This is a genomic window from Mesorhizobium sp. ESP-6-4, assembly GCF_020164735.1.
Classification (GTDB): domain Bacteria; phylum Pseudomonadota; class Alphaproteobacteria; order Rhizobiales; family Rhizobiaceae; genus Mesorhizobium.
In genome coordinates this window covers 140,000-166,091 of sequence record NZ_JAIUGS010000009.1, presented here as the reverse complement: position 1 = coordinate 166,091, position 26,092 = coordinate 140,000, and the positions used below count along the sequence as shown (strand labels likewise).

General features: G+C 63.9%; 33 protein-coding genes, 1 pseudogene and 1 riboswitch. Of the genes and pseudogenes, 12 read left to right on the top strand and 22 right to left on the bottom strand.

Annotation, left to right across the window (positions count from 1 at the left end; genetic code table 11):
* Window positions 1–78 precede the first annotated feature (78 nt).
* Window positions 79–1,956, bottom strand: a complete 1,878-nt coding sequence (locus tag LB523_RS18500; protein WP_224605712.1) for an ABC-F family ATP-binding cassette domain-containing protein — start codon at window positions 1,954–1,956, stop codon at window positions 79–81.
* 136 nt (window positions 1,957–2,092) lie between these two features.
* On the opposite strand from LB523_RS18500, the gene LB523_RS18495 reads away from it, so the two are divergent.
* The 3 genes from LB523_RS18495 to LB523_RS18485 all read left to right on the top strand — a co-directional run bounded on the left by LB523_RS18495 (window position 2,093) and on the right by LB523_RS18485 (window position 3,729).
* Entirely contained in the window at window positions 2,093–2,329 is a 237-nt protein-coding gene (locus LB523_RS18495; protein ID WP_224544026.1) for a hypothetical protein, read from the top strand.
* A 201-nt stretch (window positions 2,330–2,530) separates the two neighbouring features.
* A complete protein-coding gene (locus tag LB523_RS18490; protein WP_224605709.1) occupies window positions 2,531–3,238 on the top strand; it encodes a lysozyme inhibitor LprI family protein in 708 nt (235 codons plus the stop codon).
* A 290-nt stretch (window positions 3,239–3,528) separates the two neighbouring features.
* Complete coding sequence (locus LB523_RS18485; RefSeq protein ID WP_095767070.1) at window positions 3,529–3,729, top strand: hypothetical protein; 201 nt, start codon at window positions 3,529–3,531, stop codon at window positions 3,727–3,729.
* A gap of 95 nt (window positions 3,730–3,824) precedes the next feature.
* Here the strand turns inward: LB523_RS18485 and LB523_RS18480 are convergent, their stop codons facing one another.
* The 5 genes from LB523_RS18480 to LB523_RS18460 all read right to left on the bottom strand — a co-directional run bounded on the left by LB523_RS18480 (window position 3,825) and on the right by LB523_RS18460 (window position 7,132).
* Window positions 3,825–4,142 (bottom strand): hypothetical protein, encoded by a 318-nt coding sequence (locus LB523_RS18480; protein WP_224544028.1) that lies wholly within the window; start codon window positions 4,140–4,142, stop codon window positions 3,825–3,827.
* 3 nt (window positions 4,143–4,145) lie between these two features.
* Complete coding sequence (locus LB523_RS18475) at window positions 4,146–4,595, bottom strand: MucR family transcriptional regulator (protein WP_140846068.1); 450 nt, start codon at window positions 4,593–4,595, stop codon at window positions 4,146–4,148.
* 356 nt (window positions 4,596–4,951) lie between these two features.
* Window positions 4,952–5,173, bottom strand: a complete 222-nt coding sequence (locus tag LB523_RS18470) for a hypothetical protein (RefSeq protein ID WP_224544029.1) — start codon at window positions 5,171–5,173, stop codon at window positions 4,952–4,954.
* The gene (locus tag LB523_RS18465; RefSeq protein WP_224605759.1) at window positions 5,154–6,239 is read right to left on the bottom strand and encodes a DMT family transporter; all 1,086 of its coding nucleotides are present in this window, start codon (window positions 6,237–6,239) and stop codon (window positions 5,154–5,156) included. The genes LB523_RS18470 and LB523_RS18465 overlap by 20 nt, the downstream gene beginning before the upstream one ends.
* Before the next feature lie 59 nt (window positions 6,240–6,298).
* A complete protein-coding gene (locus tag LB523_RS18460) occupies window positions 6,299–7,132 on the bottom strand; it encodes a hypothetical protein (protein WP_181174920.1) in 834 nt (277 codons plus the stop codon).
* A 112-nt stretch (window positions 7,133–7,244) separates the two neighbouring features.
* On the opposite strand from LB523_RS18460, the gene LB523_RS18455 reads away from it, so the two are divergent.
* Entirely contained in the window at window positions 7,245–8,213 is a 969-nt protein-coding gene (locus LB523_RS18455) for a LysR substrate-binding domain-containing protein (protein ID WP_140846067.1), read from the top strand.
* Between the two features lie 268 nt (window positions 8,214–8,481).
* Here LB523_RS18455 and LB523_RS18450 read toward each other — a convergent pair whose 3' ends face one another.
* Complete coding sequence (locus tag LB523_RS18450; protein ID WP_140846066.1) at window positions 8,482–8,664, bottom strand: hypothetical protein; 183 nt, start codon at window positions 8,662–8,664, stop codon at window positions 8,482–8,484.
* Between the two features lie 134 nt (window positions 8,665–8,798).
* On the opposite strand from LB523_RS18450, the gene LB523_RS18445 reads away from it, so the two are divergent.
* From LB523_RS18445 to LB523_RS18435, 3 genes are all read left to right on the top strand, one after another.
* Window positions 8,799–8,966, top strand: coding sequence for a hypothetical protein (locus tag LB523_RS18445; protein WP_181165039.1), 168 nt, complete (start codon window positions 8,799–8,801; stop codon window positions 8,964–8,966).
* A 145-nt stretch (window positions 8,967–9,111) separates the two neighbouring features.
* The gene (locus LB523_RS18440; protein ID WP_140846065.1) at window positions 9,112–11,193 is read left to right on the top strand and encodes an ATP-dependent helicase; all 2,082 of its coding nucleotides are present in this window, start codon (window positions 9,112–9,114) and stop codon (window positions 11,191–11,193) included.
* Window positions 11,194–11,376: 183 nt separating this feature from the next.
* Window positions 11,377–11,679: a DUF982 domain-containing protein gene (locus LB523_RS18435; protein WP_095767062.1), complete on the top strand. Its 303-nt coding sequence runs from the start codon at window positions 11,377–11,379 to the stop codon at window positions 11,677–11,679.
* A 59-nt stretch (window positions 11,680–11,738) separates the two neighbouring features.
* Here the strand turns inward: LB523_RS18435 and LB523_RS18430 are convergent, their stop codons facing one another.
* On the bottom strand, window positions 11,739–12,554 hold the full coding sequence (locus LB523_RS18430) for a sterol desaturase family protein (protein WP_140846064.1): 816 nt from the start codon (window positions 12,552–12,554) through the stop codon (window positions 11,739–11,741).
* A gap of 242 nt (window positions 12,555–12,796) precedes the next feature.
* Between LB523_RS18430 and LB523_RS18425 the strand changes: the two genes are divergently transcribed.
* Window positions 12,797–13,174, top strand: a complete 378-nt coding sequence (locus tag LB523_RS18425) for a hypothetical protein (protein WP_224605706.1) — start codon at window positions 12,797–12,799, stop codon at window positions 13,172–13,174.
* A 49-nt stretch (window positions 13,175–13,223) separates the two neighbouring features.
* Here the strand turns inward: LB523_RS18425 and LB523_RS18420 are convergent, their stop codons facing one another.
* From LB523_RS18420 to LB523_RS18410, 3 genes and pseudogenes are all read right to left on the bottom strand, one after another.
* The gene (locus LB523_RS18420; protein WP_095767192.1) at window positions 13,224–14,009 is read right to left on the bottom strand and encodes a GGDEF domain-containing protein; all 786 of its coding nucleotides are present in this window, start codon (window positions 14,007–14,009) and stop codon (window positions 13,224–13,226) included.
* 386 nt (window positions 14,010–14,395) lie between these two features.
* The gene (locus tag LB523_RS18415; protein ID WP_224605703.1) at window positions 14,396–15,334 is read right to left on the bottom strand and encodes a hypothetical protein; all 939 of its coding nucleotides are present in this window, start codon (window positions 15,332–15,334) and stop codon (window positions 14,396–14,398) included.
* A 210-nt stretch (window positions 15,335–15,544) separates the two neighbouring features.
* A pseudogene (locus tag LB523_RS18410) lies at window positions 15,545–16,053 on the bottom strand (DinB family protein).
* A 61-nt stretch (window positions 16,054–16,114) separates the two neighbouring features.
* Here LB523_RS18410 and LB523_RS18405 point away from each other — a divergent pair.
* The gene (locus LB523_RS18405; RefSeq protein ID WP_224605700.1) at window positions 16,115–16,807 is read left to right on the top strand and encodes a glutathione S-transferase family protein; all 693 of its coding nucleotides are present in this window, start codon (window positions 16,115–16,117) and stop codon (window positions 16,805–16,807) included.
* Window positions 16,808–16,831: 24 nt separating this feature from the next.
* Window positions 16,832–17,128 (top strand): DUF1905 domain-containing protein, encoded by a 297-nt coding sequence (locus LB523_RS18400; protein WP_224544036.1) that lies wholly within the window; start codon window positions 16,832–16,834, stop codon window positions 17,126–17,128.
* Window positions 17,129–17,182: 54 nt separating this feature from the next.
* On the opposite strand, the gene LB523_RS18395 is transcribed toward LB523_RS18400, so the two are convergent.
* Window positions 17,183–17,416 carry a hypothetical protein gene (locus LB523_RS18395; RefSeq protein ID WP_224524927.1) on the bottom strand — a complete coding sequence of 78 codons (234 nt, stop codon included), beginning with the start codon at window positions 17,414–17,416 and terminating at the stop codon, window positions 17,183–17,185.
* Between the two features lie 157 nt (window positions 17,417–17,573).
* On the opposite strand from LB523_RS18395, the gene ndk reads away from it, so the two are divergent.
* Entirely contained in the window at window positions 17,574–17,996 is a 423-nt protein-coding gene (gene ndk, locus LB523_RS18390) for a nucleoside-diphosphate kinase (protein ID WP_027165590.1), read from the top strand.
* Between the two features lie 163 nt (window positions 17,997–18,159).
* Complete coding sequence (locus LB523_RS18385) at window positions 18,160–18,402, top strand: hypothetical protein (RefSeq protein ID WP_224605697.1); 243 nt, start codon at window positions 18,160–18,162, stop codon at window positions 18,400–18,402.
* On the opposite strand, the gene LB523_RS18380 is transcribed toward LB523_RS18385, so the two are convergent.
* The 10 genes from LB523_RS18380 to LB523_RS18335 all read right to left on the bottom strand — a co-directional run bounded on the left by LB523_RS18380 (window position 18,384) and on the right by LB523_RS18335 (window position 25,680).
* The gene (locus LB523_RS18380; RefSeq protein ID WP_224605694.1) at window positions 18,384–18,728 is read right to left on the bottom strand and encodes a DUF190 domain-containing protein; all 345 of its coding nucleotides are present in this window, start codon (window positions 18,726–18,728) and stop codon (window positions 18,384–18,386) included. The two genes, LB523_RS18385 and LB523_RS18380, sit on opposite strands and share 19 nt — an antisense overlap.
* Before the next feature lie 33 nt (window positions 18,729–18,761).
* Window positions 18,762–19,184 carry a fluoride efflux transporter CrcB gene (gene crcB / locus LB523_RS18375; RefSeq protein WP_411966476.1) on the bottom strand — a complete coding sequence of 141 codons (423 nt, stop codon included), beginning with the start codon at window positions 19,182–19,184 and terminating at the stop codon, window positions 18,762–18,764.
* 18 nt (window positions 19,185–19,202) lie between these two features.
* Entirely contained in the window at window positions 19,203–19,616 is a 414-nt protein-coding gene (crcB, locus tag LB523_RS18370) for a fluoride efflux transporter CrcB (protein ID WP_224524930.1), read from the bottom strand.
* Window positions 19,617–19,714: 98 nt separating this feature from the next.
* Window positions 19,715–19,777, bottom strand: a riboswitch (Fluoride riboswitch).
* Window positions 19,778–19,995: 218 nt separating this feature from the next.
* Window positions 19,996–20,265 carry a hypothetical protein gene (locus LB523_RS18365; protein WP_224605689.1) on the bottom strand — a complete coding sequence of 90 codons (270 nt, stop codon included), beginning with the start codon at window positions 20,263–20,265 and terminating at the stop codon, window positions 19,996–19,998.
* Window positions 20,266–20,446: 181 nt separating this feature from the next.
* Window positions 20,447–20,860 (bottom strand): YbaY family lipoprotein, encoded by a 414-nt coding sequence (locus LB523_RS18360; RefSeq protein WP_224605686.1) that lies wholly within the window; start codon window positions 20,858–20,860, stop codon window positions 20,447–20,449.
* A gap of 134 nt (window positions 20,861–20,994) precedes the next feature.
* Window positions 20,995–21,474 carry a molybdenum cofactor biosynthesis protein MoaE gene (locus LB523_RS18355; protein WP_224605683.1) on the bottom strand — a complete coding sequence of 160 codons (480 nt, stop codon included), beginning with the start codon at window positions 21,472–21,474 and terminating at the stop codon, window positions 20,995–20,997.
* A gap of 1 nt (window position 21,475) precedes the next feature.
* Entirely contained in the window at window positions 21,476–21,733 is a 258-nt protein-coding gene (gene moaD, locus LB523_RS18350) for a molybdopterin converting factor subunit 1 (RefSeq protein WP_224605681.1), read from the bottom strand.
* A gap of 9 nt (window positions 21,734–21,742) precedes the next feature.
* Complete coding sequence (gene pgsA / locus LB523_RS18345; RefSeq protein WP_040984724.1) at window positions 21,743–22,339, bottom strand: CDP-diacylglycerol--glycerol-3-phosphate 3-phosphatidyltransferase; 597 nt, start codon at window positions 22,337–22,339, stop codon at window positions 21,743–21,745.
* 489 nt (window positions 22,340–22,828) lie between these two features.
* Window positions 22,829–24,919 carry an excinuclease ABC subunit UvrC gene (gene uvrC / locus LB523_RS18340; protein WP_224605680.1) on the bottom strand — a complete coding sequence of 697 codons (2,091 nt, stop codon included), beginning with the start codon at window positions 24,917–24,919 and terminating at the stop codon, window positions 22,829–22,831.
* Complete coding sequence (locus tag LB523_RS18335; protein WP_224605676.1) at window positions 24,916–25,680, bottom strand: SDR family oxidoreductase; 765 nt, start codon at window positions 25,678–25,680, stop codon at window positions 24,916–24,918. Before LB523_RS18335 ends, uvrC begins: the two co-directional genes overlap by 4 nt.
* Window positions 25,681–26,092 lie beyond the last annotated feature (412 nt).

Sequence of the window (26,092 nt, the reverse complement as noted above, 5' to 3'; positions counted from 1 at the left end):
TCCGCTGGAACACCCCTCATCCGTCTCGGCGCTGCGCGCCGATCCACCTTCCCCCACAAGGGGAGAAGGGAAATAGCGTTACTCCGCGATCCCTTCCTCATACTCCGCCGACATCGTCAGCCACTTGTCCTCGTTTTGCGCCAGCGTCTGCGCCAGTTGCGAGCGTTCCTTGGCAAGCCGCGTCGCAGTCGAGGGGTCCTTTTCGTAGACTGCCGGATTGGCGAGTTCGTCCTCGATCAGGTCGATGCGTTTGCGGATGCGGTCCATCAGCGCCTCGGTGGCGCGGATTTCCTTGGCTAAAGGCTCCAGTGCCGCACGGCGCTGGGCCGCCTCGCGGCGGCGATCGGCCTTGGACGCCTTGTCCGCCTCCTTCTGCTCACGGCGGTTGGCGGAAACGCCGGTGACCAGCGTCTTATAATCCTCCAGGTCGCCGTCATAGGGATTGACCGCGCCGTCCTTGACCAGCCAGAGCCGGTCGGCGGTGGCTTCGAGCAGGTGCCGATCGTGCGAGATCAGGATCACGGCGCCCGGAAAATCGTTCAGCGCATGGATCAGCGATTCACGGCTGTCGATGTCGAGGTGATTGGTGGGCTCGTCGAGGATGAACAGGTTCGGCCCCTCGAAGGCCGACAGCCCCATCAACAGCCGCGCCTTCTCGCCGCCGGACAGATCCTTGGCGGCGGTGTTCATCTTCTCGGTCGTAAGGCCAAACTGGGCGACACGGCCGCGCACCTTCGATTCCGGCGCCTCCGGCATCAGCCTGCGAACGTGCTCGTAGGCGTTTTCCTCGGGCCTGAGATCGTCGAGCTGGTGCTGGGCAAAGATCGCCACCTTCAGCCCAGGCGCTACCGTCATCGTGCCGGCCTCCTGCTTCAGCCGGCCGGACAGAAGCTTGGCGAAGGTCGACTTGCCGTTGCCGTTGGCGCCGAGCAGCGCGATACGGTCATCGGCATCGATGCGCAAGGTCATCTTCTTCAGGATCGGCTCACCGGGCGTATAACCGACACTGACGTTGTTGAGCGCAACGATCGGCGATGCCACCGTCTTCACCGGCTCCGGAAACGAGAATGGCCGCACCGTGTCGTTCACGACCGCCGCGATCGGCTTCATCTTTTCCAGCGCCTTGATACGGGACTGCGCCTGCCTGGCCTTGGAGGCCTTGGCGCGAAAACGCTCGACGAAGGATTCCATATGCTTGCGGGCGGCTTCCTGCTTGATGCGGCCCTTTTCCTGCTGTTCCTTTTGCTCGGTGTACTGGCGCTCGAACTGGTCGTAGCCGCCGCGCCAGAAGGTCAGCTTCTTCTGATCGAGGTGGACGATGGAATTGACGGCGCGATTGAGCAGGTCACGGTCGTGGGAGATCAGCAGAACCGTGTGCGGATATTTCGAGACGTAATTCTCCAGCCAGAGCGTGCCTTCGAGGTCGAGATAGTTGGTCGGCTCGTCGAGGAGCAGAAGGTCAGGCTCGGAAAACAGCACTGCGGCCAAAGCCACGCGCATGCGCCAGCCGCCCGAGAAGGAGGAAGCCGGGCGGCGCTGCGCCGCGTCGTCGAAGCCGAGGCCGGCAAGGATGGTGGCCGCGCGGGACTCGGCCGAGTGGGCGTCGATGTCGGCCAGCCGCATGTGGATTTCGGCAATACGGTGCGCGTCGGTCGCCGTCTTTTCTTCTTCGAGCAAGGCCTGGCGCTCGACATCGGCTTTCAGCACGATGTCGATCAGCGGCTCCTCGGTACCGGGCGCTTCCTGAGCCACCTGGCCGATGCGCGTGCTCTTCGGCAGGCTGATAGAGCCGGTCTCCGAAGGGAAATCGCCGGTGATCGCCTTGAACAGCGTGGTCTTGCCGGTGCCGTTGCGGCCGACGAGGCCGGCCTTGGTGCCGGCCGGCAGCGTCAATGAGGCATGATCGAGAAGCAGCCGCCCCGCCATGCGCAGCGTAAGGTCGTTGATGATAAGCATGGCCGGCTTTTGCACGGGAGATCGACGCTTCGCAAGAGCCAGGGCCTGGGATGAGACCCCCGCTCGTTGTCTTTGGCCGTTCAGCAAAAAACTCGAAGGACTGGAACCAGTTGCCGGCCGAAGCGTTTGGACGCCCGTGATCCGCTATCTCGCCCTGGCTTTCATCTTCTTCCAGGTCGCCACGACAACCGCGCTGGCGACGCAGGTGGTTCTGTTCGAAAACGAGACCGCTCACATTGCTCTCGCCGCTGAACCCGCGAGCGGGCCGCAGGGCCAACCAATCTCGCCCCAAGCGGCCAAGATTGCGAACCGGCTGGAGACGCGGGAGCCGAAACACCTGTTGATCCAAATCGATTCAGGAAAAGCATCCTAGGCTTCGCCTTGTGATTGATGAAGAGGCGGGCAGACACGCCCCTCTATCCTGCCGGAATGTCTCCCCTCAAGGAAGGATTGTTCGTTCCTCCGCTTTCGCCGGTCACACTTTGCTTGCCACGTCACAGGTTTGGCGTTGATCGCCGCTGTTGTCTCAACCTATGCTGGCGCGAGCGGCGGGTTCAAGCAGAGGACAGATCAGATGTCAGCCAAGACCTCGCTCCTTTCGGCCTCGCTGGCGGCCGCGATTTTCGCAGTCGTCGCCGGCCTGACCATGCTTCCCACCCCCGCCGCCCGTGCGGCAACCATCGACTGCGCGGCAGCGAAGACGCAGGCCGACCTTGCGACCTGCACGGCCGCGAATGCCGCTTCGGCGGACGCGGGGCTCAATGCAGTCTACAAGGAGCTGGCGGGACGTCTGGCTCCCGCCGACCTGAAGCGCCTGCGCGAGGCGCAGCGCGCCTGGATCCCGTTCCGCGACAAGGAATGCGCCTTCCGCACCGAGCCCTATGCCGATGGCTCCGCGCATTCGAGCCTGATCGAGTCCTGCAAGGCGGAGTTGACCAAGGTGCGGCTGGCGCAGTTGCAGCACCAGTTGCAATGTCCCGAAGGCGACCTCTCCTGCGTGCCGCAAACCGGCGGCAGCGCCGCGCCCGCGACGGCTGGCACGGCGTCTGCGAAACCCGCCGCTGCACAGGCAAGCCGGAACGACACGCGGCCATGCGTGCAATCCGCGGGAAAGGCGAAGTCGGACCAGTATGTCTCGCAATGCGTCCAGGTGTCGCCGGCGACCCATCCGCCCTGCAACGGGCAAAATGCATGCAGCATGATGATCGACGAGATCAAGCGCGGCTGCGCCATGATCGGCAACGACAACCCGCCCGCCTTTTGTTCCGCCTACAAGAAATAAGCCGCACCCGACGTCGCTCCTGACCGCCACGGCGATCAACATTCCCGGGGAAAGATCAACCCGTCGCAAGCAGACAACCGCAAGTTTGCCTCGTGCTCAATATTGATGCAGCAAGAGACGATACCACCAAAAAGGCGGCGAAATCTTCTGACCCAAGCATGATGCTTATCAAAAATTGATTTCAGTTTTTATCGCAAACCTGCGACCTTGCCGATGCGCCGTGAGTCGTGAGTTGGCGCCAACGATAACTTGATCCAAGAAAACTTGGCTCTGGCATTCAGGAGCTCACGATGGGCGCGGCGATCAACGATCCACGCACGTTGCGATATGTCGCGGAAATCACGCGCAAGCTGGCGAAGATGCTCTCGCGCACGCGCTACAACATGCTCGTCTACCTTCTTGAGATGACGGCTGTCGAGGCGGAGAGCCTGGCCAACGAGCAGGACCCCAAGCAGGTCCGGCCAGCGGAGCCGCCTCAGGTCCTCGGCTGAGCGCTCGCCATAAGGCGGTCCAGAGCGTTTCACCGTTTCGAGGAAACGGTAAATCGCTCTATCTCCCTGTTTTGACGCAGTTCCGGGCGGAAAGGCTACGCCGAAGTCGCCGAGCCTAACCGCTCACACTTTTTCTGGAATTGCTCAAGGACGGCGAGACATTCCAGCCTGTGCGCCTCGATCACCGGCGGAGCGTCGCATTCGATGATGGCGCGCTCGAACCGGTCGAGCGCGTCCAGCACCGCAAGCAGGTCGCCGGACGGACTGCCCAGCGAAAACAGGATGCGCCGCGCCTTGACGCCGTGAGCCGCATTCACTGAGCACTGCGCAGCAATCCCGCGGCGCAACGCGGCAAGGTCGGCCAGATGGTCGCGCAATGGCCATGGCGCGACATCATCCGTTGCGGGCAACATGCCTCAGGCCTTGACCTTACGCTTGCCCTTGCTCCTGGCCGCGTCGCCGCCGGCCGGCTTGCGGCCGAGGCCGGAGGATTTGGCCAACGCCGAGCGGGTGGCCGAGTAGCTCGGCGCCACCATCGGATAATCGGCGGGCAGGCCCCATTTGGCACGATATTCGTCCGGCGTCAGGTTATGATCGGTCGCGAGGTGACGCTTCAACGACTTGAACTTCTTTCCGTCCTCCAGGCACACGATGTGGTCGGGGAAAACCGAGCGCTTCGGGTTGACCGCAGGCGTCTGCGCCACCGCCTCCTTGACAACGCTGCCGGTGGCGAGCCTGCGCACCGACGCGCTGACGCTGGCGATCAGATCGGGCAGGCCGGAGGCAGGGAGCGGATTGTTGCCGACATAGGCCGAGACAATGTCGGCGGTCAGTTCGATTGCAGTCTTGTCGTCGATGTTGGACAATTTTTTCACCTTCTGCTGGCCCTCAAATCGCCAGCTCTTTTTTTAAGACTTTCGTCGGTGTATCGAATTGGACCTGTCCCCCAACGGACCGTCCAGAGTCAGTAAAGCTACGAGACTCAATACCGGGTGATGTTTCTACACGGATTGGAAACGCGCAAGTTAGGAATTCTAATAGCTATAGCGCACGCTTTATAGCACCGGCCGCCCGCCTGGATAGGTAAAAGGGGCTACAGAACTTCAACCTACGGTAGGAGTTGCTGAAAAATCGAAGTTCAGGCCAAGTTCCAGCACGGCAACGGCAATCCGCCAGCCGAATGCTCGACCATGCGCGATTCGGCGGCCCCATGGCAAATCGCTCATCCGGCGGCGACACCGCGCCTGAGCTCGGCAGGCGGCCTCTCCGCGAGGATCTCCAGCACGCGCTTCCAGCGCGCGCAGCGGCTAAAGTCCTTCTGCTCGATGGCCTTTTCGGCCTTCATGGCCGCATAGAGCGGCGCCTCCGCGCCAAACTCCCTGACCAGCCAGTGCGCCTCCTGCCTGGCGCGGCGTTCGTCCTCGTCAACGGCCATTTTGGACATTGTGCCTGCTCTCCGTACCTTCGATGCCGACCGCAAGGCAGCTGCCAATGACGAGGACGGCGCCGGCAACAGCCGTCATCGACAAGCTTTCGCCCGAGAGCGTCAGCAGAAACGTGGAAGCTATCGGCGTCAGATAGGCGACGACCGCTATCCTGCCGCCGTGGTCGAGCTTTGCCGCGCGCGACCAGAAATAATAGCCGAGCCCCATCGGGCCGGCGCCGAGATAGAAGCCGAGCAGAAGATGCGCGCCGGTCGGGCGCACGACGCCATCATGAAGGCACCAGGCGAAGGTGAGCGCGACACCGATCAGCGCCGAAGGCAGGAGCAGCCGCTCGGGCGACACGGCGAGGCGGCCGACAGCGAACGAGTAGAAGGCCATGCAGAGCGCGGAGCCGAAAGCGGCGAGATAGCCGACAAGGCTGCCGCCTTCGAACCATGCCCCGTTGGACCAAAAATGCGCGCGGCCGCCGGAGATCACCAGCGCCACGCCGACGAAACCAAGCGCCGCCGCCAGCCCGAGCAACACCGGACGCCGCGGCCTGCCAAGCAGGATGACCGCCGCGGCAGTCATCAGCGGCCAAGTATAGGCGACAAGGTTCGCCTCGATGACCGGCGCCGAGGCGAAGCCGATATATTGCAGGACCATGGTGCCGACCAGGCCGAGGAAGCCGACGAGATAGGCGAGCGCGGCATTTCCCTTCTCCCCTTGTGGGGTCCGAAGGACGGGGCGAGACCCGTGGCTCGCCTCCGGGCGGTGGCCTCGCGTAGCGAGGACGGATGAGGGGTGTTCCAGGGAATGCCAGCGTCTCACTCCGCTGGAACACCCCTCATCCGTCTCGGCGCTGCGCGCCGATCCACCTTCCCCCACAAGGGGGGAAGGAAAGAGCCGGATCAGCGCGAAAACAATCGTCGCGCCGCAAAATTGCAGGAACTGCACTTGCGACACCGGATAGACGGCAAGCAAGGTCTTGCCGACTAGGGCGTTGGTCGCCCACAGCGCCACGGCGCCGAGGGCGAAGGCAAGCGCCGCGCCGAGGGCGCCGGAAAGGCTTTGGCTTTCCGGCATGACCGGCCCGAGGCTCAGCGACACTGAAGGCGGCTGACACTCGACCGGATCGTCGGTCATTACCAAGACTCCCTCGCCCCGCCGGAAACCGCTTCCGCCGTCGGCTGCGGCACAGGATGTTCCTCGGCATGGCGGCGGTAGGCGGGCAGCTGGTTGGTCCAGACATCCTCGGCCAGCTCGTTCACCCAGGCACGGTCATGGTCGTTGTCGGCGGCGAGGTAGAACATGCGGTTGTCGTCGACATAGGGTTTGGCCGTCGAGCGCTGGTTGAGCACCAGGGTGACGCGCTCGCCGAGCTGGATCGGCGCGGTGCGGTGGAGCACACCGAGGAACTGGCCGAGCGTGGCGTAATTCATCTTGTGGTCGATGCGCATGATCTTGTTGCGCGGCAGCTCGCGGCCGGATTCCAGGATCGAGCGGCCGGTCTCGGAATCGTCGCAGTAGATTTCCAGATGACCGCCGATGAGAGGATCGCTGATCGACAGCGGAATGAGCTCCGTCACCGGAACGCCGTCGCAATGCCATTCGACCGCGCCATCCCTTGGATTCATGAAGGTGACGGTCGAGCCGACGATCGACAGCGGATAGGGCTCGAGCTTGGTTCCCATCATGTCGGACAATCTTTCCAGGCGCAGCTTGTCGTGCAAGAGCTCCTTGATCTCGGGAATATAGCGGTCGGCACCAGTGATGAAGGTGAGGTCGAGGTGCTTGTGCACGGCATGGCTGGCCTTCAATTTGAGCGCCGCTTCTTCGATGGCGGCAAGCAGAGCCGGGTCGTAACCGTGACGATACTGGGCGACGCCGAAACCCGACACTTTCCAGGAGGTCTCATGACCAATGATGGCCTCGCGGCTCATTGCACAGCGCAGTTCGGGAATTGTATGGGCGTTCATTCTATTTTCTCCAAGATGGGGGCAACACTTGGTTAACAGTCATTTAAACACCTACCCCTGTAAATTTAGGAATGCTGGTGGTAGCGTAAGCGCAGCTTAAGGTCGAAACCCCGTGCGACTGCTCAGTCAGGTCAATCTCAATTCGCTGAAAATCGTGGAGAGCGCCGCGAGGCACAGGAATTTCACGCGCGCCGGCGAAGAGCAATTCATCACCGCTTCCGCCGTCAGCCAGCGCGTGAAGAGCCTGGAGGATCAGCTGCGCTTCAAGATCTTCGAGCGTGGCGGCAACGCGGTGTCACTGACGCCGGAGGGCGAGACCTATGTGGCGCGCGTGCGCGAGGCGCTGGAGCGGATCGTGGCGGCCAGCATGGAGGCTACCGGCCAGTCGCAGGCGCATGTGTTGCGGATCTGCGTGCTGCCGACCTTTGCGGCGCGCTGGCTGTTTCCGCGGCTTTCGGCCTTCCAGCATCAATATCCCGACATCGAGATGCGGGTGTCGACCTCTTACGCCACCCATGAATTCTCGACTTCGGAATACGACCTCGAAATCCGTTACGGCGACGGCAATTTCCCCGGTCTCACGTCGGAGCTGCTGTTCAAGGAAGATCTGACGCCGGTGTGCAGCCGCAAACTCTTCCATGAGGTGCTGGGCGACAAACCGCTGTCGAAGGTAGTGCCGGAGGATCTGCGCTACTTCACGCTGCTACACTCTGACACGTGCACGCAGAACTGGCAGTCGTGGCTGGGCTTTGCCGGCGCAAGCTTCGTGCTTGGCGAAACGAGGAGCGTCTATTTCGATAGCTGCATGATGTCCTACGAAGCGGCCAATGCCGGCATGGGCTTTGCCGTCGCCAACCGCGCCTATATGGCAAGCGACATCCGCGCCGAGCGGCTGGTGGCCCCCTTCGCGGTCCACCATCCCAACACGGCGGGTTGGTATTTCGTCAGCCCCATCAAGGCGGTCGGCGCCCGCAAGGTCGAGCTGTTCAAGCGGTGGATCATGGCCGAAGCGGCGCTGACGCAGCGCCAGTTGGACATCGAGATCGCCAACGTGCCGGTACGGCGCGTGGCGATGGCGTGAAGGCCAGTCTTCCACGGATGCTCACTTGAGCGAATTCCGCACCTCCGGAGGCCTCGCAATGGCGGGCTTTGCAGAATTTCGTGATTTTCTGTGGTTCCCTAGCCGGCTAGCGTGATCGCGCCATGACGCGAAGCGGAGACTCAGCTATCTTGTGTTGTGCGGCGGGCCTGATTTTCCCGCTTGGCCGGCGCTACCCAGCTTCCTCCCAAGCAGCGCCGGCCTTCTTCGTTTCAGCCCGACGATAATCTCGGCAAGGCCGGCCCTGGCGCTATTGCTTCGGCGGGGTGCCCGGCTGATCGCCGCCGGTGGTCGATTTCGGCACAGGGTTCTTGTCGACCTGTGGGTTCTGGTTGACTTCATCGCCCGGCGCCTTGGTGGGCGGCACGCTGTTGTCGCAGGCGGCGAGCACGAGCCCTGCCGCAAGAGCCAGCAGCACAGGAAGCTTCTTCATGACGACCTCCTCTCGTTCGCTCCTTTGAGGGGCAAACGGGACGGTGGCGGTTTGGTTGCGTTGACCGGCGGGAACCAACCGATCCGAGTCCGGTTGGAATCCCGAGCCAATCGAACGCAACGAGGAAACTGATTATGGTCCGCCTTCTGCTTGCCGGGCTTTTTGCCTACACCGCCTATCGCGTTGCCGTGAGGATCATCGACGAAGTGCCTGGAGACGTCGCGCCGCTGGATATGCCGGGCGACGAAAGGCGCAATTTGCGGCGCCAGTCGGCGGCAATGGGGGTCGAGCCGAAGCGGTAGCGGCTCTTTCGATTGGGAATAGCCCCTTCCGGTGAAGCGTGGATGTCGGCGCTGCCCCTCTCCGGCCGCTTCGCGGCCATCTCTCCCCCCTTGCGCGGGCCGAGGAAATTATTGCGAACAAAGCGGAAACGATGCTTGATGGGCGATGAACATCGCCGCTCGTGATTCGTCCTTCGAGGCGCCCGCCTATCTTGGCCGGCTGAACGACGAGCAGCGGCTGGCGGTGATGCATGGCGACGGCAAGGTGGCGGCGCCGCTGCTGGTGATCGCCGGCGCCGGCTCCGGCAAGACCAACACGCTGGCGCATCGCGTCGCCCATCTCATCGTCAGGGGCGCCGATCCGCGCCGCATCCTGTTGATGACCTTCTCGCGCCGCGCGGCGGCCGAGATGGCCAAGCGCGTCGAGCGCATTGCCGGCGAGGTGCTGGGGCGCGACGCGGCAATCATCGCCGACGCGCTGGCCTGGGCCGGCACTTTCCACGGCATCGGCGCGCGACTGCTGCGCGACTATGCCGAGCAGATCGGCCTCGCCCCGGCCTTCACCATCCATGACCGCGAGGATTCGGCCGACCTGATGAACCTTGCCCGACACGAGCTGGGATTCTCGAACACCGAAAGCCGCTTTCCCACCAAAGGCACCTGCCTGCAGATCTATTCGCGCGCGGTGAACGCGCAGGCGCCGCTGGCAGAAGTGCTTGGTTCGGCCTTCCCCTGGTGCTCGGGATGGGCCGAACAGCTGAAAGAGCTGTTCGCGGCCTATGTCGAGGCCAAGCAGGCGCAGAATGTTCTCGATTACGACGACCTGCTGCTCTACTGGGCGCAGATGGCGGCCGAGCCGGAGATCGCGGCGCATCTCGGCGGCCGCTTCGACCACGTGCTGGTCGACGAATACCAGGACACCAACCGGCTGCAGGCCTCGATCCTTCTGGCGCTGAAGCCGGACGGCGCCGGGCTGACCGTGGTGGGCGACGATGCGCAGTCGATCTATTCCTTCCGCGCTGCCGAAGTGCGCAACATCCTCGATTTCCCGAAACAATTCGCAAAGCCCACCGAGATCGTCATGCTGGAGCGCAACTACCGCTCGACCGAGACGATCCTGGCCGCCGCCAACAAGGTGATCGGCGAGGCCAGCGAGCGCTTCACCAAGAATCTGTGGACCGAGCGCCGGTCCTCGCACAAACCGCAACTGGTCAGCGTGCGCGACGAGGCCGAGCAGGCCAACTATGTATGCCAGGCGATCCTGGCCGAGCGCGAGGCGGGCACGGCGCTGAAGGCACAGGCGGTGCTGTTCCGCACCTCGAGCCATAGCGGGCCGCTGGAGGTGGAGCTGACGCGCCGCAACATCCCCTTCGTCAAGTTCGGCGGCTTGAAATTCCTCGATGCCGCGCATGTCAAGGACATGCTGGCGATGCTGCGTTTTGCCGAGAACCCGCGCGACCGCGTCGCCGGTTTTCGCGTGCTGCAGCTTATGCCGGGCATCGGCCCGTCCGCCGCCTCGCAGATCGTCGACGCCATGGCGACATCGCTGGACGAGACGCTGGGCCTTGCCCGCTTCCGGCCGCCGCAGCGCGCGGCGCAGGACTGGCCGGTCTTCCTCGACATCTATGGCGGCTTACGCGCCGGCGCCAAATGGCCGGCCGACCTCGAGCGGATCAGGCTGTGGTACGAGCCGCATCTGGAGCGCATCCATGAGGATGCGATCACGCGCCGGGCCGATCTCCTCCAGCTTGAGCAGATCGCATCGACCTATCCGTCGCGCGAGCGCTTCCTGACCGAGCTCACCCTCGACCCGCCCGACGCAACAAGCGACCAGGCCGGGCCGCCGCATCGCGATGAGGATTATCTCATCCTATCGACCATCCATTCGGCCAAGGGCCAGGAATGGAAGAACGTCTTCGTGCTCAACACCGTTGACGGCTGCATCCCGGCCGATCTCGGCGTCGGCACCAAGGAGGACATCGAGGAGGAGCGGCGCCTGCTCTATGTGGCGATGACCCGGGCCAAGGACAGCCTGCATCTCGTCGTGCCGCAGCGCTTTTATCCGCACAACCAGGCGGCGCGCGGCGACCGCCACGTCTATGCCTCGCGCACGCGCTTCATCCCGGCCTCGATGCTTTCGGCCTTCGAGCAGTCGTCCTGGGCGAGCGCCGCGCTCAAGGACGACCCGCGCCAGCGGCCGGGCGTCAAGGTCGACCTCGGCGCCCGCATGCGCGGCATGTGGAAATAGGCTGCCTGGCCGTTCCAGCGACTGCAAGGCAAAGAGCCCGATTTGTCTCCGCGTCAGCGGGGGGGACGCCATCCTTGAGAAAACAGCGGCATGCGTGGAACCTCCCGCCGCAAGCCGCGTTGTGTGGCGTCCTTCCCCAGCCAGGGAGGCTCGCCGCCTCCGCAGCCAACTGACGAGGTCCGAATGCACGACAGGACGTTCTTCACACCGGTCGCCCTCAGCGTCGGCGCCGGCCACAAGCGCATGATCGCCTCGCTGTTCGAGATGCATGATTTCCTGACCGAGTTCCCGCCGTCGCGCCGCCGCCTCAGCTATGGCGCCGCGGTGAAGGCCTGCGAGGCCGCGCGGAATGGAGAAATCCCGGTCGAGGCCGCGCGCGATGCGCTGATCACCTTCGCGGTGACGGCAGGCGTCTTGTGGCCTTCGGAGCAGCCGGTCGTCTCGGTCAAGCCGGTGGCGCGCGGCTATGGCGGCTTCGCCGCCTGAATTTTACAGAAGACCGCCCTCCCGGAAAGCCCGCCCTCAGTGGCGGGTTTTCCGTGACGTCATTCCGGCTTGGCGGCCGCCGGTAACGTTTCTGCGAGCGGCGCGACCGGCTCGGCCGCGGTCACGAAGGGATAGACGAGCTGCTGGTGATAGAGCTGCGGCACCGGCTCGTCGATGCCGTATTTTTCCGGCATATGTTGCGGCATGAACAAGGTGCCGCCGATCAGATCGAGGACGGGCAACTGTCCGGCGAAGTTCTTGTCATAGGCCTGGCGTTCGTTGGCATGGTGCCAGTGATGAAACTGCGGCGAGGCAATCAGCCATCTCAGCGGCCCGAACTTGATGCGGGTGTTGGAGTGGATGAACACCGACTGCCAGTGATAGATCAGCACATAGATGAGAACCGCTTCGCCGGAAAAACCCAGGGCGAAGAGCGGCAGGAACGAAGCCGACTTGGTCAGGATCTGATCCACCGGATGCACGCGGTGGCCGGCCAGCCAGTCCATCTCCTCGATCGAGTGATGGATGGCGTGAAAACGCCACAGGAACGGCACCGCGTGAAAGGCGCGATGGGCAAAGTAGAAGCCTATATCGGCGATGAGCAGGGCCTCGATCGTCTGCAGCCATAAAGGCTGCGACCGGACGGCGGCCGAAAGCGCCTCGGGAACGACGCGCGGGACCACCAGCATCGCAGCGCCGATCACCAGCAACAGGCCGAACTTGATGACGATGCCGTTGAAGAGCAGATAGAAGACGTCGTTCAGCCAATGCCGGCGCGTGGCCGATTGCTCGGCATGCAGCGGCAGGAGCTGCTCGAGCGGAATGAAGATGAGGGCGATGACCAGCACCGCCTTGTAGTCGATGAGATCGAACACGGTCGCTCGCGGATCGGCTGAGGCCAGTCTCCGACACTAGCCGCCAAAGAATGAACGGACCGTTGCTGGCATACGCGGCGCTGCGAAATCGCATGAAAACTTTTCGACGGCTGCGTGAAACACCACACGGACGGTTGCCGTTCACAATGTCAGTTGCGGACGCGCTTTAAGTCTTTGTTTTGATGCATGTCGTTGTCCCGGAACCGTTGCACACTTCCGGGCGACATGCATCGGGAGGGCGGATGTTTCTCGATCGCGAGCGTTTCAAGCCGGCGGCCGAAATGCGGCTTGGCCGGGACAAGTCGTCGATCCGAGCGACGATAACCGATCCGAAGGCCTGCGAACTCGGCGAAGCCGTCTATGCCTGGGTCACCACCGACGGCCAGGCGGTCAGGATCGGCACCTGCGGCGCCTCGGCGGGCAAGCGCCTGCTTTCCTATCCCGGCTACATCAATCGCAGCCTCACGGGCCGCGGCGGCGCGACGCCTAAATGGGAAGCGCTGAAGTGGCTGAACCTGCTCGCCGAACACGGCATGCTGATGGCGGTGGTGCATCAGCCGGGGTCGACCCCGACCGCGGCGGGCCCGGTCAGGCCTATCTCAATGTCGAGCGCCAGTTGATCCGCCAGCACAGGCCGCTGCTCAACCGCAGGCACCGTTGACCTCGGATTCAGTGGACCGTGCCGGCGGCATCACCCGCCGGCCCGCCGCGCGGGATCTCGAAGCTCACCTGGTCGCGGCCATTGGACTTGGCCTTGTAGAGATGGCGGTCGGCGACCTGGAACATGTCATGGTAGGTGGTCGGGCCGCTGAAGGCGGTACCGCCGATGCTCACGGAAAGCGGCCAGGGCCGGCCGCCCGGCGCAAACTCGGCCTCGCGGATGCGGCGCCTGATGGATTCGGCGACCAGAAACGAGCGTGCGGCGTCGGCGCCGGGCAGGAAGACCGCGAATTCCTCGCCGCCGATGCGTCCGACAATGTCGGCGCCGTGCAGTTGCCCCTTGATCGTCGCGGCGATCAACCTCAGCGCCTGGTCGCCGCAATCGTGACCGAGGCGGTCGTTGATCGATTTGAAGTGATCGGCATCGACGATCAGCAGCGCGCCGGTGTCGGCGACCGTTTGGTCGCGCGCCCGCTCGAGATAGGCTTCGACCAGCATCGAGAAGGCACCGCGATTGAAGACCGCCGTCAGGCTGTCGGTCGCAGCAATGACGCCGAGTTCCTTCTGCGTGATGGCCAGCTGGCGCATCTTCCACATCAGGAAGAACAGGAAGGAGCCGCCAAGGACAAGCGGCAGGAAAAGGTCCGTGAGTTGCGCCCAAAGCAGCGCCTGCGGCGACAGCGAGGGGAAATTGAAGGAATCGACGAAGAAAGCGGCGGCAATGAAAAAGGCGGTACCGGCGGCGGTGACCACCACGACCCTGCCCCAACTTGTCGGGGACAAATCGATGCGCATGCCCTTTGCTCCCACTGCAACACGCTTATTGTGGAGCGCGAGCGCAAAAGAAGTCCTAACATATTAGCTTCAATGCAAGTGTGGTTAACACGCCGTCGGCACCGCCTGCGGTGGGGGCAAGCAGAAAGCCACCACGGAAGGCTCTCCGACTGGCCGGAGACCTCGTCAGGCACCGCCGGCCGCAGCCGGCAACGCGGCAGGAGTGCCGCAGAGCCTCACGGCCGGTCCGATGCTCCCGGTTGGCCGTTGGCTGCATGGTATTGCCCCGCTGCAACCGGTCGATTGTCCAGCGGGAGAACAATATCGGCTTCAATGCAAGCTCGGTGCGCGCAGCAATAACGCGAACGGCAGGCCCGCCTCCACGGCGGCGGGCTCTGCTTTTCCTTTTAGTGGGCTGTCGAGCTGCCCGAACCACCCACGGTGCCACCGATTCCACCGGTCGAGGTATTGCCGGAACCCATGGTGGAGCCGGCGGCCGAGCCGCCGATGCCGGCGTTGAAGCCGCCGGAGCCGCCCACCGTGCCGGTGCCGCCGACGCCGCCCGTCGCACCAAACGAGGTACCAGTATTGGGGATGATTGTGCCTGTGGCACCACCAATCGAGCCGCTGGTGCCGGCGTTCAAGCCGCCAGCGCCGCCACCCACGGAGCCGGTACCGACGACGCCACCGGTCGCACCGAACGAGGTGCCGGTGGTTGTATCCATGGCACCGCCAATCGAGCCGCTGGTGCCGGCGTTCAAGCCACCGCCGCCACCTACTGTGCCGACGCCGCCGATGCCGCCCGTCGCACCGAACGAGGTGCCGGTAGTTGTACCCGCGGCACCACCAGTCAAGCCGCTGGTGCCGGCGTTCAAACCACCGCCGCCACCTACTGTGCCGACGCCGCCGATGCCGCCCGTCGCGCCGAACGGGGTGCCGGTGGTTGTATCCATGGCACCGCCAATCGAGCCGCCGGTGCCGGCGTTCAAGCCGCTGGCGCCGCTCACCGTGCCGGTGCCGCCGATGCCGCCGGTCGCACCGAACGAGGTGCCTGTCCCGGTAGTCGTGCCCGCGACGCCGCCGATCGAGCCAGTAGTGCCGGCGTTGAAGCCGCCGGTGCCGCCCACGCCGACGCCGCCGATGCTGCTGCCAAAGCCAGTGCCGAGACCGGTTGAGCCACCCATCGAGGAGCCCGTGCCGGTGCCCGCGCCGCCCGGGTTACCCGCCGCGACGCCAGTGTTGCCAATACCAAAGCCGATGTCGAGACCAGCGGCATTCGCCGGCACGGCGAGAATGGCGATGCCGCCGATCAATGTGCCGGCGATTTTTTCTACGATACCATTCATGGCATTCTCCTTCGTTGCCACTTTTTTTCGCACTGCATCGCCGGACTGCCGGGTCCGTGCGCATGCCTGTGCGAGAGGGAATGAAGGGAATACGAACGGGCTCGGTCAGGGTTCCATTTTTTCAAGGAAAAATTCGCTGATTCCGCGTCTTCCTTGATGGTCGAGTTTGATCAACAATCGGCTCGCGGAAAAGCCTGGACCACGCAGCGCTCAGGCGTAGGCGCGACCTTCCTCGGAGCGCTGGAACAGTGCCAGGTCGAGCGACACCGAGGGCCGGCCGAGCACCGTGAGCACCATATGCGCCTGGCCGCGATGGTGGGTCTGGTGGTTGAAGAAATGGCCGAGCGCCGGCGAAAGGCGCTGCGAGACGGTGCGCATGTCGACGGTCATGTAGGAGAAACGGCCGGCGAGCGCCTTGTCGCCGATCCCGCCCATCCAGTCGACGATCCTCCTGTCCTCGGCCTCGCGCGCCAGCCTCAGGGCCGGCAAGGCGTGGTAGAGCATGGCGGCGGTGTTCGAAGGCGCGTCGCCCTCGCCGGTGAAGCGCTTCATCCATACGCGGTCGACGGCGGCAGATGGTTGAGCGTGCCGAGCATCGAGCCGAAGACGGCGCCGACGTCGCGACCGAGCTCTTCTTCGGCAAGATCGGCGGCGGCATCATAGAGACGGCCATTGGCCCATTGATTGTAGGCCGCAAACATCATGAAATGCTGCTTCATTCTTCCCACCCGGCTTGACCCGAATCCGGGCCCTTCGTAACCCGCAGCAACGGACCCGCCAATGACCATTCTGCTCTATGACCTCGTCGGCCACGACGTCGCCCGCCCGTTCAGCCCGCATTGCTGGAAGACCAAGATGGCACTGGCGCATAAGGGACTTGCCGCCACCGACGTGCCGACGCGCTTCCTGGAGGTGCCGAAAGTCGAAGGCGGCGTGTCGAAGACGGTGCCGGTGATCCGCGACGGCGAGCGGGTTGTCGCCGATTCCTTCGCCATCGCGCTCTATCTCGACGAAGCCTATCCGGAACGGCCGACGCTGTTTTCCGGCGAAGGCGGCAAGGCGATGGCACGCTTCATCGAGCGCTGGTCGCAGCTCACCATACACCCCTACATCGCGACGGTGGCGCTGACCGATCTGCATGCGATGCAGGACGAACCGAACGCTGCCTATTTCCGCGAGAATCGCGAGCAGCGCTATGGCAAGCGCCTGGAAGAGGTCGTGGCCAACCGGGATGCCGGGCTCCCGGCCTTCCGCGCTGCGCTGGAGCCGCTGCGCTCGACCCTCGCCTACCAGTCTTTCATCGGCGGCGAGGCGCCGCTGTTTGCCGATTACATCGTGTTCGGGGCGCTGCAATGGGGCCGCATCGCCTCGCCTTTCCGGTTGCTCGACGACGGCGACAGCATCGCCCGCTGGTTCGAGCGCTGTCTCGACCTGCATGGCGGGATCGGCCGGCAGGTCGCGGCGGCGGCGTGAAGACCGCGAGTGTTGGGGGCTGGCATGTTGCGCTATGAGATGCGGGCCGAGATTTGGGTCTACCCCGGCAAGGGCGGCTGGCATTTCGTGACACTACCGTTGGAGTTCGCGGCACGGATCAAGGCGGCGATGACGGGGCTGGCGCGCCCTTGGGGCTCGCTCGGCATCACGGCGGCGATCGGCAAGACCAGGTGGCAAACATCACTCTTTCCCGACAAGGCGTCCGGCAGCCTTCTGTTGCCGGTCAAGGCCTCGGTGCGCCAGCGCGAAGGTCTCAAGGCAGGGGATTCGCCGAAGCTGACCATTGAGGTCGAGCTTTAGATCAGAGCCGACTGAAGCCGACCGGTCAAAATCCCTGTGCAGTGCCATTCGCGTCTATTTTGACGCGTCCTTGTCGCGCGCGTCCCCGTTCGGCGCATTGCCGTCGGCCAGCCTCACGCAGATCGGATCGCCCTGTTCCATGCGCACGCACTGCCATTCCGGGCCGAAGCCGAAATTCTGCTCTGCGCGCTGCGGGAAGAACAGCAGGGCGAAGACAGCCAAGGCAAGAACCACGGCCACTAAGACAATGCCCGCCATGTCGCCGCGACTGAGATAGGGCCAGTTCATCGCCTCGGCTCCAAGCTGCGTCCAGCGCGTTCGCAGCCGTCCAATTATCCCGCAAAGCGCTCGCCTTGACCAGAAGCCGCCTCCCCTTGGCAAGCCGCCGGGCGGCTTGTATAGAGCCCGCCACTCCAATTTCCATTCCCACAACAAGGACGACCCTATGGCGATCGAACGCACCTTCTCCATGATCAAGCCGGACGCGACCAGGCGCAACCTGACGGGCGCCATCACCAAAATGCTGGAAGACGCCGGCCTGCGCGTCATCGCATCGCGCCGCGTGTGGATGAGCCGCCGCGAGGCGGAAGGGTTCTACGCCGTCCACAAGGATCGCCCGTTCTTCGGCGAGCTGGTGGAATTCATGTCGTCGGCGCCGACCATCGTGCAGGTGCTGGAGGGCGAGAACGCCATCGCCAAGAACCGCGAAGTGATGGGCGCCACCAATCCGGCGAACGCCGCCGAGGGCACCATCCGCAAGGTCCATGCACTGTCGATCGGCGAGAATTCGGTGCATGGCTCGGACGCGCCCGAAACCGCCGCTCAGGAGATCAAGTACTGGTTCTCGGACACTGAGATCGTCGGCTGAGGCGCAAGCTCGAGTTTCACGGAACGGCCCGCTCCAGCGGGCCGTTTTTGTTTGCAACGGGTGGTCACATCCGCCGCCTGCCCTAGGTTCAGCGAAATTGGCAAAAGTAGCGCTGGGCGTCGACGGCTGTGAGCCGCGCTTCCGCCGAACCGAGGAGGGAGGCATGATCAAGCCTCATGTTTCTGAAAGTGGCCTTGCCTATCCGGACGATCTTGTCCTGTTGAAGCGTATCTATGACGAGGTCTGCGAGGAGCGCGGCATCGTCTTAGGCAGTCCCGAGGCGTCGGACCTGGCGATAGAGGCGATGAGACTGTTTTCCGCCGGTGTCTTCGATGAAGTGGCCATCGGCCGCCGTCTCCGAGGCGGTGACGTGGAGAGCCGGGGAGTTCAGTCCCCGTCGCCGTAGCGGATGACTTCCACCTTCTCCCGGGTGATCAGGCAGCTCTTCGTCCTGGTCAGTGCCTTGATCTCGGGGATCAGCGCCTCGATTTTCTCCGGCACGTCGACGATCTCGACGACGATGGGCAAATCCTGCGACAGGCGCTGAATCTTGGCGGTGTGGAGCACGCTGGAGCGGCCGAAGCCGAGTGGGCCCCTCAGCACCGTGGCGCCGGCCATGCCGGTCTCGCGCGCCTTGATGACGATTGCTTCATGCAGCGGCTTGCCGTCGGCCGCCCTGTCATCCTCGCCGAAGAATATCCTGAGCAGCGCGCATTGCGCGGGAAGTTCCATGTTCTCTTCTCCCTGGTCACCTGTGTTGGCCCATCACCTATTGGCCGACTGCCTGTCGACCGGCAGGCGGTTGAGCCTGGACGCCATGAGATAGCCCAGCCACGCGGCGGCGAGCGACAGGCCGACCACACTGATGAGATAGGTCGCGGCCAGCGGCAAGTCGCCCTCGAACAGCAGAGTGAAGGTGTCGAGGCTCATCGCTGAAAAGGTGGTGAGGCCGCCGCAGAAGCCCGCCATGACGAAATTGCGACTGGCGGGACCGACCATCATGCGGCCGTCCGGTCCGGTGAGCGTGGCGAAAACCACGATGATCCACGAGCCGACGACATTGACGAAAGCGGTCGACCACAGCGCGTTCAGGCCTAGCAGCGAGACGATGACATAGCCCGACAGGAAGCGGGCCAGCGAGCCGGTCGCCGCGCCGCAGCCGACCGCCAGATAAAGCCGCATTGCCATCTGTCTGTCCACCATCGCTCAGCCCGCAGCCCCGATGGATGAACCAAACACCCACACCACCGCCCAGAAGCCAAGGGCGACGAACAGCACGCACAGAGCCGACGACGCGACGACATTGAAGGCGGCCAGCCGCCCCTCGCCTTCGAGCGCCAGGTTGAGCGTCTGCAGGCAGAAGGACGACACCGTGGTGTAGCCGCCGAACAGGCCGACGACGATCAGGTCGCGCACGAGATCGCTGGCGAAGACGCCGCCGACCGAGCGTGCCGCGCCGGCGAAGGCGCCGATGGCCAGGGCGCCGGAAACATTGACCAACAACGTGCCCCAGGGAAAGGTCTCGCCGATGGAACGGCCGACCACGCCGGAGAGGAAAAAGCGGGAAATGCCGCCGAAGAAACCGCCGATCAGGACCAGGGCGCAAGCCGCAAGGGTCATCGCTTCAATGCCTTTCCAAACGCGATCCCAAACCGGAATCACCTCACAAGAACAGGCACGAAGCGGAGCGGAAAAACAAATCCTGCCGCGCGAGAGCACGCCTGGCAGGAGTCATCAGCCCATAAGGGCGGTTTCGGGGGAACCCCATCCCCATTTTCGAGGGAAGCTAGGCGGTTGCAACAGCGTGGTCAATTGCGGCGTGCTTAAATGACGGACAGAGCCGTTGAGACGGTCAGGCCAGCCGGAGCATGATGCCGAAAAGCGGAGCGGTTTTCGGACGACATCATGCTCTGTTGTTTTCGATGCAATTCCGGACGGAAAACCGCGCCCCGTTTTTCCCGGAATTGCTCATAAACCCGCCGCCCCCGGCGGGCAGACGTCATTTGGCTTGACGCTCTTTCACATTCGCATGGGCGTTCGCTGCCTCGGTATCGGTAGACGGCGTCTTCGTCTCCTCACCGGTGAACGGACTGCCCTGTCCAGGCGCAAGGTCGCCGCTGTGGCCGGCCTTGTTGGTCTGGAACGGCTGGCTGTCAGGGCTGAGGCCATGCTGCTCGGCATTGAACAGATGGTCGTCCGCCCGGGCAACGCCGGCAAAGGCAATCAGCGATGCACCCGCGGCTGCGAGGATGAGCGTGCGCTTTTTCATGTCTGGTCTCCTTTGAGTGGCCAGATCGAGCCCGCGCATTCGGTCTGGCGGCTTAAGTGAAGGGACATTGTCCCTTTGCCTGCCCGCCATCTGCATAGGTGAACGCCCGGCGTCGCCGGGTTATTCCGGAGAAAACGGTGTCCAGGCACAAAAGTTGCGCGGTCGGGCTCGGCGCGCGACGTCAGCGCGCCATTTTCAGCAGAACCGTCTGAGGCTTGCCCGCCAGCGGATCGACCTGATGACTTGCACCGGTAACGAACATCAGCCGTTCGCCAACGGTGATGCGCGCCTGCAGCGTATAGGTCCGGCCGTTCTGGATCGCCTTGGGATCGAAACCGATCTCGAACCTGATCGGCACTTGGCCGGTGGGCGCTATCCTGCGCCTAGCGACCACGGTTGCCGGTGCATCGGCCAGCGAGACATCGGCAAGCTCGACCACGAGCACGGCGTCGGGCGGCAGCGCGATGCGCTCGCGGTAGGTCACCTCGCCCGCGATCGTCATTTCGCCGGCGTTGGTCGCTTCCGGCACGGCGAGCGCACCGACGACCAATGGCACCAGCCCGAAAATGAAGAATTCCGCGATGCGGTCCAGCATGAGATTGCTCCCGCCAAGCAAATCAAACCACCCGGCAGGCTTGGGATGGATTGCGGTCGTTCGATGGCCGAACGGGAGTTTTTTCTGATGCATGTCGTTGCCCAGAACCGCTGCACAGTTCTGGGCGACATGCATTATTCGCCCTGTTTCTTCCAGCGCTCCGCAGCTTGATCGTCGGCTTCCTTGGCCCCGACCCAACCGCCCTCGGAGCCGTCGGCGCGGTGTTCCTTCTTCCAGAAGGGGGCACGCGATTTCAGGTAGTCCATCAGGAAATTCGCCGCCTCGAAGGCGGCCTGGCGGTGCGACGAGGCCGCGACCACCAGCACGATATTCTCGCCCGGCGCTATCTTGCCGTGGCGGTGGATGACGGTGAGCCCCTGCAGCGGCCAGCGCCCGGCCGCCTCGGCGGCGATGCGGCCGATCTCGGCCTCCGCCATGCCGGGATAGTGCTCGAGCTCGAGCGCCGAGAGCGCGCCCTGTTCGTCACGGCAAAGGCCGGAAAAAGTGACCACGGCGCCGATATCGGTCCGGCCTTTGGTCAGGCCGGCGATCTCGGCGGCGACGTCGAAGTCCTCGCGCTGGATGCGGATGGCAGGCACTACCGCGCCGGCCATGTCAGCCCCCGGTCATCGGCGGGAACAGGGCGATCTCGCGCGCGCCTTGGATCTTCTCGCGATGGCCGACATGCTCCTGGTTGATGGCGACGCGGATGACATCAGGGTATTGCAGCGCGTTTTCATACTCCTCGCCGCGCGACTTCAGCCAGCGCAGCAGATCGGCGACCGTCTCGATGCCGGCAGGCAAGTCGACGTCCTCTTCCGGCTTGCCGATCCGCTCGCGCACCCAGGCGAAATAGATGAGTTTCGTCGACATCCGCGCTTCCTACTCGTCCATGATGTGCTTGAGGCCGGCGCGGAAATAGTCGTAGCCGGTGTAGAGCGTGACAAGCGCCGCAACCCACAGCAGCACGAGGCCGATCTGCGTGGTCAGCGGAAAGATCTTGTCGCCGGCCGGGCCGACCAGCAGGAAGGCGATGGCGACCATCTGTATGGTGGTCTTCCATTTGGCGAGCTGGGTCACCGGCACCGACACTTTCAAGGCGGCCAGATATTCGCGCAGCCCCGAAACAAGGATCTCGCGGCACAGGATGATGATTGCAGCCCACAGCGACCAGCCGGCGATGCCGCCATGGCGGTCGGTGTCGGCGGCAAGCAGGAGCAGGCAGGTTGCGACCAGCAATTTGTCGGCGATCGGGTCGAGCATCTTGCCGATGTTGGAGGTCTGCTGCCAGGCGCGCGCGAAATAGCCGTCAAAGTAATCGGTGATCGAGGCAAGCAGGAAAATGACCAGCGCCGACCAGCGGGCGAAGTCGGACGACTTCAGGTGGCCTTCAAGAAAAAAGCACAGCACGACCAGCGGCACCGCGACGATGCGGGCATAGGTAAGGATGTTCGGCAGGTTGAACGCGCGCTGTGCCATGTCGTCTCGGGAAATCTCCACCGCCAGACGTACTCAAATCAGAAGCCAATGTAGGGGGTCAACAGCCGAGATTCGATTGACCAGGGAAAAATGGCGTGAAGGTCGGCGTGAAGCACCCGCTCTGGTCTGGGCATTCCACGTCAGAGGCAGAGATTGGCAACTTCGATGTATACTCTTCTTGCAACGTTGGGATAGGCGAAGCCTAAGCAACTTCGTCATCCACGGGCGGAGCGGGAGCGAAGCGGACGCGCAGACCCGAGGATCCATTCCGTGACCTCGCGCGAGGACTGCAACGGAGCAGAACGGAGGTTTTCTGAACCGCTGCAGCGCCTAGAGGAACGGAATGGATTCCAGGGTCTGCGCCGCGTCGCTGCGCTCCTTGCTCCGCCCTGGAATGACGACGTGGTGGGCGTTTGAGCTAATCGCTAAGGTGCAACATCCCTCGCCATACCGACGCCTTGGTCAACCTTCCATGCGCGTGACCAGCCCTCAGCTCTCGTGGAAGTGATTGTAGACCAGCTTCGCCACGTGCTCGGAAATGCCGTCGACCTTGACAAGGTCCTCGACCGCGGCGCGGCTGACTGCCTTGGCGGTGCCGAAGGCGTGGAGCAGCGCGCGCTTGCGGCCGGGACCGATGCCGGCGATCTCGTCGAGCGGGCTTTTGACCATCTCCTTCTTGCGGCGGGCGCGGTGGGAGCCGATGGCGAAACGGTGCACCTCGTCGCGCAGGCGTTGGACGAAATAGAGCACCGGATCGCGCACCGGCAGCATGAAAGAGTCCCTGCCCTTGACGAAGAAGCGCTCGCGGCCGGCGTCGCGGTCCGGGCCCTTGGCGATACCGATGGCCACCACCCTGTCCTCGACGCCGAGATCGGCAAGAATCTGGCGCACGGCCGTCATCTGGCCCTGGCCGCCGTCGATCAGGATGACATCCGGCCAGGCCGGGAAGCCGCCATTGCCGGCGACCAGATCCTCCTCGCCGGCTTCGTCCTCGACGGCCGAGCCGGGCTGGGCGTCGCCATGCTCCTTGAGCAGCCGCGAAAAGCGCCGCTGCATCACTTCGCGCATCATGCCGAAATCGTCGCCCGGCGTGATCTCGGTGGAGCGGATGTTGAATTTCCGGTACTGGTTCTTCACGAAACCTTCCGGTCCCGCGACGACCATGGCGCCGACCGCGTTGGTGCCCATGATGTGCGAGTTGTCGTAGACCTCGATGCGCACCGGCGGCTTTGCCAGGCCGAAGGTCTCGGCGAAGCCGGCGAGCAGCCGCGCCTGCGTCGAGGTCTCGGCCAACCTGCGACCAAGCGCCTCGCGCGCGTTCTGCAGCGCGTGGTCTGTCAGTTCCTTCTTCTCGCCGCGCTGTGGCACCGAAATCGTAATCTTGCGGCCGGCATGCGTGGAGAGCGCCTCAGCGAGCAGTTCCTGTTCCTGCGCGGCCTGGGAAAGCAGCAGCGTGCGCGCCGGCAGTTTGTCGTCATAGAATTGCGCCAGGAACGAGTCCAGCACCTCCGCCGGCTCCAGCGCCGGATCGGCCTTGGGGAAATAGGCGCGGTTGCCCCAGTTCTGACCGGTGCGGAAGAAGAATACCTGGATACAGGTCTGGCCGCCCTCCTGGTGGATGGCGAAGACGTCGGCCTCCTCGACCGTCTGCGGGTTGATGCCCTGATGTGCCTGCACATGCGAGAGCGCCGCAAGCCGGTCGCGGTAGATGGCGGCGCGCTCGAAATCGAGCTCTTCGGAGGCCTGCTGCATGGCGGCCGAGATTTCGGTCTTCACCTTCTGGCTGCGGCCGGAGAGAAAGTCCTTGGCCTCGGCGACCAGCTCGGCATAGCCCTGATGCGATATCTCGCCGGTGCAAGGCCCGGCGCAGCGCTTGATCTGATAGAGCAGGCACGGCCTTGTGCGGTTCTCGTAGAAAGAGTTGGTGCAGCTTCGAAGCAGGAAGGCGCGCTGCAGCGAATTGATGGTGCGCCCGACGGCGCCGGCGGAAGCGAAGGGGCCGAAATAGTCGCCTTTTCGCGAGCGCGCGCCGCGATGCTTGTAGATGCCGGGCGAGACATGGTCGCCGGTGAGCAGGATGTAGGGGAAGGACTTGTCGTCCCGCATCAGCACGTTGAAACGGGGCCGCAGCCGCTTGATGAGGTTGGCCTCGAGCAGCAGCGCCTCGATCTCGGTGCGGGTGACGACGAATTCCATCGTCGCCGTCTCGCGCACCATGCGGCCAATGCGGGCGGTGTGGAAGCGCCCCTGCGCGTAATTGGTGACGCGCTTCTTCAGGCTGCGCGCCTTGCCGACATAGAGAACGTCGCCGGCGGCGTTCATCATGCGATAGACGCCGGGCTGGTTGGGCAGCCGCTTGACCAGGGTCTGGATCACCTCTGCGCCGACCATGCCGTCGGCGTCGCCGGCATGCGGCGTCCAGTCGATGGCCGTGAAGGCGACCTCGGGGCCGGACGGCAAAGGCTCGGCCTCGACGATCTCCTCCGTCGCCTCGTCCTCAACGTCCATCTCGGGGTCGATATCGGGCGGCAGATCGTCGGCGGCGCCGTTTCGTTTGTCTCTTTGGGCTACGGGACTCATTCCACCATGCCTGTCACATCGGGCGTCTGCCACGCAAGATGCTGGCCGCCATCGAGCGCGATCATCTGGCCGGTCACCGAGCGTGCCTGCCACAGATAGCGGATCGTGGCGCCGAATTCGGGCAATTGCGGGCCGCGCTTCAGGATCAGGCCCTCGACCTGGCTTTCGAAATCGTCGTCGTCCTGGCGCTTGTTCTTCAGTGTCGGGCCGGGGCCTATGGCGTTGACGCGGATGCGCGGTGCGAGCGCCTGTGCAAGCATTTGGGTTTGCGTCCACAGCGCCGATTTCGACAGCGCATAGGAGAAATAGCGCGGCGTCGGCCGCCAGACGCGCTGGTCGATGATGTTGACGATCAGCCCCTCCCCCTCTTGCGGCAGCGCGCGAGCAAGGTTCTGCGCCAAAAGCGCCGGCGCCTTCACGTGGATGGCGAAGTGGCGGTCCCAGGCTCGCCAGTCGAAATCCTCGACGCGATCGTCGACGAACAAGGAAGCGTTGTTGACCAGCAGCGTGACGGGTCCGAGCGCCGCCTGCGCGCGACCGACAAGATCACCCACGGCATCCATGTCGGTGAGATCGGCGGCGACAGCGGCGGCGTGGCCGCCCCCGGCCACGATCTTCTTTGCCAGCGCCTCGGCCTCGTTGCCGGAGCGATTGGCGTGGATGGCGACGGCGAAGCCATTGGCGGCCAGATCCTCGACGATCGCCTTGCCGATCCGCCTTGCTCCACCCGTCACCAGCGCGACGGTCGTGGCTTGTCTCATGGTGTCAATCCTCAATCGACTTCACGATTCCGGGAAGCCGGCACAATGTGACGGGCCAAGCGTTAAATGCCATTTCCACCTGAGGCAGGAATGTGGCGAAGCGGCCCGGACGCGCCTCCGCCCCATCGGATTCGGGGCGCCGTTCACGGCAATATATGTCGCCGGACCCCTTGAACCAAGCGGTGTGCAGCGCAACATGATTAGCCTGCTGACATTCGCTGTTGCGAAGATGCAACGTCAACTTTCGGCCTTATTCGCGCCGGGGAATGACCCAAGTTCAGGTTCGCTTCAGCCGCATTTCAGCACGACATTCGGAACCGTTGAGCGCCAAGCCCGTTTATCCCCCCGGACGGGCCGGGGCGTTTCATGAACAAAAAAGCCTAAGTGTCTTGTGGCTTAAGGAGAGTATAAC